Source organism: Candidatus Limnocylindrales bacterium (assembly GCA_035626395.1).
Lineage (GTDB): Bacteria > Desulfobacterota > Binatia > UBA1149 > CAITLU01 > DASPNH01.
The window spans coordinates 1-7,963 of sequence record DASPNR010000017.1 but is presented as its reverse complement, the minus strand read 5'-3'; the positions used below and the strand labels follow the sequence as shown (position 1 = coordinate 7,963).

The 7,963-nt window shown below is 61.1% G+C and carries 6 protein-coding genes; all 6 read left to right on the top strand.

Annotated elements, in window-relative coordinates; translation table 11 throughout:
• Nucleotides 1-1,664 precede the first annotated feature (1,664 nt).
• Nucleotides 1,665-2,009 (top strand): type II toxin-antitoxin system PemK/MazF family toxin, encoded by a 345-nt coding sequence (locus VEC57_07545; GenBank protein HYB98979.1) that lies wholly within the window; start codon nucleotides 1,665-1,667, stop codon nucleotides 2,007-2,009.
• Between the two features lie 198 nt (nucleotides 2,010-2,207).
• Nucleotides 2,208-3,008, top strand: a complete 801-nt coding sequence (locus VEC57_07540; GenBank protein HYB98978.1) for a trypsin-like peptidase domain-containing protein — start codon at nucleotides 2,208-2,210, stop codon at nucleotides 3,006-3,008.
• Between the two features lie 225 nt (nucleotides 3,009-3,233).
• Nucleotides 3,234-3,728: a hypothetical protein gene (locus tag VEC57_07535; GenBank protein ID HYB98977.1), complete on the top strand. Its 495-nt coding sequence runs from the start codon at nucleotides 3,234-3,236 to the stop codon at nucleotides 3,726-3,728.
• A 225-nt stretch (nucleotides 3,729-3,953) separates the two neighbouring features.
• A complete protein-coding gene (locus VEC57_07530; protein ID HYB98976.1) occupies nucleotides 3,954-4,736 on the top strand; it encodes a hypothetical protein in 783 nt (260 codons plus the stop codon).
• Nucleotides 4,737-5,476: 740 nt separating this feature from the next.
• Complete coding sequence (gene istA, locus VEC57_07525) at nucleotides 5,477-6,967, top strand: IS21 family transposase (GenBank protein HYB98975.1); 1,491 nt, start codon at nucleotides 5,477-5,479, stop codon at nucleotides 6,965-6,967.
• Complete coding sequence (gene istB, locus VEC57_07520) at nucleotides 6,964-7,776, top strand: IS21-like element helper ATPase IstB (protein ID HYB98974.1); 813 nt, start codon at nucleotides 6,964-6,966, stop codon at nucleotides 7,774-7,776. The genes istA and istB overlap by 4 nt, the downstream gene beginning before the upstream one ends.
• Nucleotides 7,777-7,963: the final 187 nt, after the last annotated feature.

Sequence of the window (7,963 nt, the reverse complement as noted above, 5' to 3'; positions counted from 1 at the left end):
ATTACCTTGTAGGTCTTTGCTCGAAGGCTGGCCTGACCGTCAAGATGCGGCTGGCCGCATAGGCCGAACAGCGCATGGAGCAGGCCGGCATGAACGTTAGTGCTACGAGCGTATCGCCTCGCGCCGGCTGCTCATGCATTCATTAGCCAGCAGCGCCTGCGCAGAGAAAAAAATGTACCACGCACGGACACGGAGGATGGCAATCGCCGCGGCGATCATAGCGTTGGCAGCAGTGCCCGTTCGGTCTGAACCGACCTCTGAGCCCGCGGCGAGTGTTCGGTCGGACGCTCGACCATTTTCCGCGTCCTGTCACGAGGGCACGACCCATCGGTACGATGGGAGCACCGGCTTGGACATGCTCGGTCGGACCGTCGACTCGCCCGTAAGCCGATGGTCGACGGAAAGTTGGGGCGACGTGGAGGTCTCATGGCGCGGAGGCAGTACGATCGAGCTTGGAGGGCTCACAGCGCGAGTCAGTCATGCAGGAGGCGGTATAGTGGCCGCCTATTGGACCGAGACCATTGGTAGTACCAAAGCGCAGCCAGTAGTAGAGAGCGTGGGGACGAATATCTACTCGGTCGTCATCGATACCGTTCTTGGGCAAGCGGTTTACAGCCAAACACAGGCGGTGGTGCTCGGGGCATCTCGCCAAATCAAGGTCCGTTCTCAGAATCTCTTCTGCGATGTTCGGCCTCTGCAATAGAATCTGGTTGGTCGCGCGCCGGAATTCCTGCCTGCACGCTAGCCCGGCCAGAGGCGTGCGGACAGAGGTGCAATATGGGTACTGATTCACGAGTGCCGCCGTCGCGTGTCCCGCCGGCACGAGGTCCCGCAAGGGGCCAACCACAGGTCAACGCTGAGGGCCAGCGCCGGCAGCTTATCGAGCTGCTGGCTGCGCCATACGAGCGACTAACCGCGTACGTAAACAGTGTCGCAATTGTCGGCTATGCATCGTTCTTCGCGATATGGGCTTTTACCCGGGATCTGATGAGTCCCCGGCTTAACCGCGCAGCCGCGCTCCTGATGTTGATCTCCTGTTCCGTATTCGTGTTCTGGGAAGTTTGGCAGATGTACATGAATGCTCGCCAAGTCGATAAGATTGCGGGAGCGTTACAGCGAGCTGCAAAGCCCGGAACGGGGCCGATCGAAGAGCTAGCACGTATAGCACCCGACAAAGCACTACTTCGTGCGCGCCTATGGGCGCTTCAGGTGTATATCTCAGCGGGTACAGCCGTCGTCGCGGTGGCTCTAATGGCATGGAGTCTGGGTATCTCATTGCTTCAGGACCTCCTGCGATCAGCCGCTTAGCAATGGCTAACCGCGCATGGAGCAGTCCGGCATGAACGGTCTCGACACGCACAGAGCGCCTCGCGCCGGCTGCTCATGCATTCGTTGGGCGGGATTAATTGCTCCAGATCCTCTAACTCGCGCCCGATCGGTCATGGTGCTACCTTCCGGGGCGAGAGGTGCATTATGTCTCGGACGCTGAAGGCGCTCGTTGAGCCAGACGGAACTGTTCGTTTACTCGAGCCGCTCAGCCTTGAGCGATCAAAACGTGCTCTGGTTACGATCCTCGAGGAGGGCGACGCCCAAGAGGTTTCCGGCGCCTTGCTTAGCGAGCCCGCTTTGGCGACCGACTGGTCGCGTCCCGAGGAGGATGCAGCGTGGGCGCACCTTCAGCAGGATCGGTAGTACTTCTCGCTTTCCCGTTCTCCGATCTCAGCCGTTCTAAGCTGCGTCCGGCGGTGGTCCTAGCCAGCGTCGGTCGGGGCGATTTCATCCTCTGCCAGATAACCAGCAATGCGTATGCGGATGCGCAGGCCGTCGCTCTAGAAGCGTCGGATTTTTCGGAGGGATCGCTGCAGCGTACTAGCTACGCACGCCCTGCCAAACTTTTCACGGCCAACGAAACCCTGTTCGTCCGTCAAGTCGGGTGTCTCCGAGAAGAGACGAGGCGGCAAATCGTGGAACGTATCACTCAGGTTCTTATCGGCGGGGAAGCTGGTTAGATGCGTTGCTCGCCCAACAACGCATGGAGCGGGCGGGCAGTAGGCTTCGGTGCTCTATGCGGATCGCCTCGTGCCCGCCGCTCATGCTCTCGTTAGGCAATTGGAGATCTGCCGTTGTTTGTTTCAGCGATCACAGAAGCAGCAGCGTTCACAAGGCCATTGCACTTTATATCGCGATCCTATGGGACGACCGCGATCGTGCCGGGCGCCGGGACACTGTTTTTCGTAAATTCGGACGGATGGGCATTCACTTGCCGCCATGTGGCCGAACAACTACTCGTCGCCGATCAGCTTCGGATCAATTTTGACGCTTTCAAGGCAGAACGAGCCTGCCTAACGCCAGGGAAGAGGAACTCACAAGAGCTCCGCCTCCTCGAAAAGAAGTACTCCTACGCCAAGGGCAGGACCATCGAGCTGTACAGCCTATTTGTCGATTGTGTCGAAGGTTCTCTGAACCTGGACATCCGCATCCACCCGGAAGTTGATGTCGCACTGCTGAGATTCCAAAACCACACGCGGCTGCTCTGCGACAAGTTCCCGGTCTTTGCTGCTGATGCTTCTGAACTCCAGCCGGGTAAGTATCTTTGTAGGCTTGGGTATCCCTTCCCTGAATTTGAGAATTTTGAATACGATGCTGTCGCGGATCGCATTGCATGGACAACGATTGGCCGACAAGCGACGCCGCGATTTCCGATCGAAGGCATGGTAACTCGGCATCTTCTCAACGCGCAGGGAGCCATTGTCGGCATCGAGCTTAGCACCGCTGGTTTGCGCGGCCAGAGCGGCGGCCCCGCCTTTGGAACTGACGGTCGTATCTGGGGCATGCAGGCTGCGACCGCACACCTCGATCTGGAGTTCGACATAGATGTTGAGGTTCGGCGTGGTGCGGAGAAAAAGCGAGTGCGCGAAAGCGCATTCTTACACGTCGGTCACTGCATACACGTCGATGTGCTGAAGCAGTTTATGCGCCAGCATGGGGTCACCTTCAGTGAAAGCTGACGGTACGCTTGCCTAGCCGCGCAAGGGACAGCCCGGCACGGCGAAGGCGGATGGCGCTCGGCTGGAGCGTGCTCGATGCGCTGTCGATGCCGCCTGAACCACTGTGAACGAAGGGGGACTTTAATCTACATGAACTGGGCGGTTGAACTGTCAAGCGCGTATATTCCTCAGAACGGGCAAGCGAACCTATTCGGAGTCGTTCTCTATACGGATAAACATCCGCATGTGAAGAAGCTCCTGCGGGATGAAGACTACTGGCGAGCGCTTGACGAGATTTCGGGTCCCCGCTGGGCGGTCTTTGCCATCCGAGCTGCACCGGGATCGTGGCAAACTCCGAGACTCCCTGCCGGAGTGATCGGTATGTTGTTCAACGTGTGGAAGGAGCCGAAGGAGAATCAGTATTTGATCGATGCCTTTGAGCTTGGATCAACGCAAAACCTTCCCGGCTTGGTGATCTTTACCGTCGATCCCGATGGTGAGGTGCATCGCGCGGTCTTTAAGGTGAATGATCAGTCGGAGATCCTCGCGTACGAATCACTGCGCGAGGTCCTCACGACGATCGCCGATGCTCTTGATCGGATGGATGACGCCTTCCGCCGTGAAGGCCCGCGGGCCTTCGAGACCGTCGGCTATGCGCTAAAAAACCTAAAGCAGTGGACGATGCTCAAAAACGGTACTGCGATCTGGCGACATCTTCGATCGATGCTCCCGCCCGGGTAAGTCTGATCGCGAGGCCATCCGATGGGAAGTCTTCGCCGTCATGATCTCCGGCGAATGGTCGGGATACAGAAGACATTGCTACGCGAGTCAGTCTCTATTGGCATTGCTCGTTCTGGACGATCAATTGTGAAGATACGCCTAACCGTGCATGGAGCAGGCCGGCATGGACGTATTTACTGAGTATGAGTCGTTTCGCGCCGGCTGCTCATGCCATCGTTGGGCAGAATGGTTGACCGTGTGAAGCCGATAGAGCGAATTTCGACTATGTTGGCGCGCTGCGGCACGGATGAGGCGATTCTGCCGCCAACCGCTCTTTACAACGAAGGTTGGCTGCTCCGGCTGGTCGTCGATTGGTACGCGCGGCATCCGAGTGAGAACCACCTCATTCCTTTTCAGCCCGACGCACGCTGGCGATCGGAAGTGCTATTGCCAAGCCGGTTCTTCAAGAGCCGACAACGCGAGGGCTGGACCCATGCAGATGCGGTTGTCGGTCATTTTGCAGCCGCGGAATCGCGAGGCGACGCGAAACTGGTAAAGGCATGCGGCCAGTTCTTCGTTCTCGAGGCCAAGCTCGGCAGCTCTCTCTCTGCTGGCACGAAGTACGCCCCCACTTTCAATCAAGCCGCGCGGAACATTGCGTGCATGCTTCACATGCTGGCCTCCGGCGATCACGCACCAGGTGCGATCAAGGATCTGGGGTTTCTTGTCCTCCTACCGGAGCAGCGCATTGACGACGCACTTCGTCGTATGATGACCCCGGCCGCGATCTCTGAAGCGATCAAGGCACGGGGCGACGGTGCGGACCACGATTGGTGCCGGGTTTACGTCGAGCCAGAGGTTACGCGGATGCGGATTGATTGCGTTCCGTGGGAGGCGCTCATTGCCGAGATCGCAGGCGCCGACCCTACGGAAGGTGCCGCGCTACAGGAGTACTACGAGAAATGCTGCCGCTTCAACGGTCTTGAGACACCGTCTTGGCCCAACACTGCATGGAGCAGCCCGGCATGAGCCGGTGCGATGAAGTCGGATCGTCTCGCGCCGGCCGCTCATGCATCCGTTAGCCGTCGTTGATTTCGCAGATTTTAAGTTGGCTTCGCCTCCGCCGGCCGGTGCGGTTCGATGACGCACATCCGTACTCGCACCAGCACGCAAGACGGCGCCGTGCTTCGATCGGGCGGCCTGGATCGACCAGGCGACGTCGCGCGCGTTGTGCAATCTCCGTCGTCGGTGGCGGGCGTCACGTTTTCAAGACGGCCGCCCGTAATCGGGTCGTTCACCCGTACCTGGAGCGCATCGCAGATATCGAGCGATCTCGACCCGCGAAGCCGCCAACAGGTGGCGCGGGCGCGGCTTTCCATTCGTGCAGCCCGATTCCGTGACGCCTCGCCGCAAAGCGGCGTCGCAGCCGTCGTTGAGGTGTACCGGTAGCAGCACGTGGCGGCCGGGTCCGGATCATCCAATTGACTGCGGCCCGTATCCGACCAGTCGGCTTCGTTGGAACGCTGAGGGCCGGCGAGTCCGGGGACGCCACAGTGTTCGCCGAGCCGCGAGTCTGGCGTGCAAGAGCCGCGTCGCTCGGCTAACAACACCAGGAGCGGACGGGCACGGACGACGGCGATGATGGCCCACGCCTCGCGCCCGCCGCTCAGGTACTCGTTTGATCGGCGACAATTACTCCTTTCACCCGACGACAATTACTTCTTTCAGTTCCTGCAGTCCCGAGCGTTGTAAGTCCGGGCACTTAGGCCATGGCTTCGGGCATGGTGACCGATGCGCAGGTAAAGCTCCTGAGACGACGGCGAAAGCAGGGGCAAAGCGAGGAAGCGGCGGCTGCGGCAGCCGGAATCAGCTTGCCGACCGCCAGGCGGTGGCGAAGTGGCCCAATGCCGTCGCATAGCAAGAGCCCGCGCCACTGGCGCACCCGGATCGACCCGTTCGCCGAGCTCTGGGACTCGGAGATCCTGCCGTTGCTGATCAGCGACACCAAAAACGTGCTGCAGGCGACGACCATCATCGACGAGTTGGCACGGCGACACGGCAGCCAGGTCGCAGCCGGTCAGGTCCGCACGCTGCAGCGCCGGATCCGCGATTGGCGTGCCCTGCACGGTCCGCAGCGGGAGGTGTTCTTCCAGCAGGTCCACGAGCCTGGCCGGGAGGCCGCCTGCGACTTCACGCACTGCAATGACCTGGAGGTCACCATCGCCGGCGAGCAGTTCGACCACCTGCTGTTCACGCTGACCCTCAGCTTCAGCGGGCGAGGGTCGGTGACGGTGGCCTACAGCGAGAGCTACGAGGCTTTGGTCCACGGCCTCCAGCGCGGGCTGCATGCCTTTGGCGGCTCGCCGAGCTTCGTGCGCATGGACAACATGTCGGCGGCCACTCACGAGCTGCGCAAGACCGGAGGCCGGGCACTAAACAAGCGGTTCGCCGGCGTCCTGGACCACTACGTCATGCGCGCCACGCTGATCACGGCAGGACGGGCGCACGAGAATGGTGTTGCCGAGCAGCGAAACTATCGGGTCAAGTCTGCCATCGCGCAGGCGCTGATCTTGCGCGGCAGCCGCGACTTCGTCGACGTCGCCTCCTACCAGCAATTCGCCGACGAGGTCACCGAGCGGAGCCAGAAATGGCAGGAGGCCTTTGCCATAGAGCGCGAGCATCTGCGGGCGCTGCCGCCGGCGCCGGTACCGGAGTACACCGTCTTCGAGCCAAAGGTTCGCCGGTGGAGCACGATCTGCATCGGCTCGCGCACGTATTCGGTTCCCTCACGGCTGATCGGACACCAGGTCCTGGTCCACCAGCACCCCGAACACGTCGATGTCTACTACGGAGGCAAGCTGACCGAGACGATGCCGCGCCTTCGCGGCAAGTCCGACCATCGTATCGACTATCGCCACATCATCGCCTCGCTGGTGCGCAAGCCGGGCGCATTCGCTCGCTACCGCTACCGCGAGTCTCTCTTTCCAACCTTGGTCTTTCGGCGCGCCTACGACCGCCTTTGCCAGCTCCACGGCGAGCGCGCCGACGTCGAGTACGTGCGCATTCTGGACCTGGCCGCTCGCGCTATGGAGTGCTTGGTGGGGCGGGCACTGGAGACGCTGCTGAGCGCGGAGGCCGTCTTCGGCTACGCCGAGGTCAAAGCACTGCTCGAGCCCGAGCCTGCCGCCGTACCCGTCGTTCGCATCGGCCAGCCCAACCTCGGCGTCTACGACGAGCTGCTGATGGGAGCCTGCGCGTGAGCTCGCCAATATTGATCACCAGTGTCGGCCACGGCGAGCGTCTGTGCTCACTGATGCGCCAGTTCAACCTGACCACCGCCGCAGAGCAGGTCGTTCCCCGGCTCATCGAGCAGGATCTGGCAGCGGCCTTGCCCGTGCTGGCCGAGGTCTTCGAGGCAGAGGCCGAGGCGCGCCACCAGCGACGCGTCGAGCGCTTGCGGCGTGCTTCGCGGCTCCCACCGGGCAAGACCTTCGAGACGTTCGACCTGACACGGCTGCCGGCGACACTGCGTCACAAGCTGGAGACGCTTACTGCCGGCGCCTTCCTCGATGACGGCACCAACGTGCTCGCCTTCGGTCTGCCGGGCACCGGCAAGAGCCACGCCCTGGCCGCACTCGGCCACCGTCTGATCCAGCTCGGCCGCTCGGTTCTTTTCGTGCCGACCTTCGAACTCGTGCAGGACCTGCTGGCGGCCAAGCGCGACCTCGAGCTGCCACGACAGCTTCGCAAGCTCGACAACTTCGACCTCGTCGTCCTCGACGACATTGGCTACGTCCAGCAGAGCCAGGAGGAGGCGGAGGTTCTCTTTACACTCCTGGCCGAGCGCTACGAGCGGCGCTCGGTCGCGCTTACCAGCAACCTGGTCTTCAGCGAGTGGGACCGGATCTTCAAAAACAAGATGGCCACCAGCGCGGCGATCGACCGCCTGGTCCACCACTCGACAATCCTGGAGTTCGACGTGGATAGCTACCGAACCAAGGGCGCTAAGCGCCGGAAAACGGAGGAGTCAGACGATGACCAACGACCGCCCCGGAGCCGAGCCGGGTGAAACTTATAATTGTCGCTGGCCGAAAGAAGTAGTTGACGCTGATCACTCGTTATGCAGCTCGCTTTGATGTCCGGACAGCTACTTGGACTCCGGCGCGCGAAAGCATTTCCACGAGCATGTCGATGCTGAAGAGTTCGATCTTGCCTCGGACGAGATCGCTTATGCGTGGCTGCGTGACTCCCATGAG